The organism is Mesorhizobium sp. WSM4846, assembly GCF_055811415.1.
This window is the reverse complement of sequence record NZ_JBVVPZ010000091.1, coordinates 1-1,682: the sequence shown is the minus strand read 5'-3', so window position 1 is coordinate 1,682 and position 1,682 is coordinate 1. Positions and strand designations below refer to the sequence as shown.

The following is a 1,682-nucleotide window of genomic DNA, read 5'->3' as shown; positions in this document are numbered from 1 at the left end:
CTAGTGTCCGTCCATAAACAGTAACTTTTCGAAGTATTCATTGTAGACGCCCATGTAGGTATAGGTATTTCCGACTGTTTTGGTGGTTCGATGTGCATGGGGCGTTAGAAGAGAAGTAGAGGTCTCCCGCCGTCCGCTAGTTGGCCCATGGTTGAACCGCCCGGCTGGGCGCCGGGTAGGCTTTTGCGAAGTCGGCGGTGGGTCAGTTCGACTTGAGGCGGGCGAAGAGGGCGAGATTGTAGGCCACCACCGAGGACCAGACATAGGTCTTGAAGTGGTCGAGCCCGCGCCAGGTGCAGCGGCCCAGCCCAAAAGCGCGCTTCAAACATGAGACGCCGGCCTCGATGCCGGCACGGAAGTTGCGCAGCTTGCGATACACCCAGCGGCTCTTGACCATGTCCTCGATCTTGATGCCGCATTTTTTGTGGAAGGCCATGTCCTTCACGCCCCAAGCCTTGGCCTGGATCAGATTGGCGCGGCTGGCATAGCCGCCATCGGCGGCCGCCTGACGTGGCGGCTCGCCATATCGGTCGAAGTGGCGCTGAAGCATCGGCAGCAACCGCTCGCTGTCGGCCGGATTGCCGGCTTCGACGATGAGGTCGAGAACCATGCCGCTCCTGCCCGTCGTCAGGTTGAGCTTGTGGCCATAATGGACATCGCGGCCGCCCTTGACGATGATGTCGGCATGCGGTTCGAACAGGCTGACCAGCTTCTCGGCGGCCGGCACCGCCTCGCCGGCCAGCACCCGCCGCTCGGTCTGGGCGATGATCTGCTCGATCAGCGGTCGATAGTGGCGCAGTTGCTCCTGCCAGACGATAACGTCCAGATCAGCCGCCGGGGTCAGCCGCTCCGCCGCCTGTCGGAGATAGCCCAGTGTCGTGCGAGTGATCCCGAGCAATTCGCGATAGAGTTGAACCCGTTTCGGGCGGCCGCGGCTGTATTGGATCGCCCGCGCCCGCTTCTTGGCCGCGCGGCAGTGATCGTGCCAGGAAAGCGCGCCGCTGCCCAATTTATCCGCCTGCCGCAGCAGGCGAACCATCACCCGTACGGCGTCCCACAACAGGCTGCTGTCGCTCGGCTCGTGGATGAGGGCTGCGGTGACGGTGCTGTCCACACGTATCACCCTGCCGCTTTCCAGCTTCTCGTGGCGGGCGCTCGAAAGCAGCACCTCGTTGATGTCTTCCCAGGTCGAGGCCCGGATCGCGCTGATCGTCTTGTGCAGGACCGACTTCTTCGGGCTCCATCCCCATGGCAGCCGGGCAAACGCCCGGAACGAGGCGGAGTCCTCCAGGTGGAAAGCCAGTTCCTGGTAGCTGAGCTGGCGATGCTGCTTGAGCAGCGCGCAGCGCAGCACCGCCTCCGCCGGCAGGCCCTCGCGGCCGGTCTCCTTGACCCCGTGCCGGCGCAGGTCGGCGGCCACCAGCTCGGTCAGGTGACGCTGCTCGTCCAGCCAATCGGACATGCCCTTCAGCTCACGGCCGATCTCGTGTCCGGCGAAAAGATCGAATACACTGGCTTGGACGGTGCGTTCTTGGCGCATTGTCGGCTCCGGGGGTGACAGAAAACGCTTTGGAATCAGTGGTATGATGCCAAAGTGTATCTGAAACCGCCGGAGCTTTCCTGCGGAAAACTACGATTCCTCAAGTAATTTCAACAACTTGCCGTTTATGGACGGACACTAG

Annotated in this window: 1 protein-coding gene; it reads right to left on the bottom strand. The window is 62.4% G+C overall.

The features are described from left to right. Nucleotides 1-202 precede the first annotated feature (202 nt). Entirely contained in the window at nt 203-1,540 is a 1,338-nt protein-coding gene (locus AC0L15_RS33120) for an ISNCY family transposase (protein WP_473498396.1), read from the bottom strand. Between the last annotated feature and the right edge of the window lie 142 nt (nt 1,541-1,682).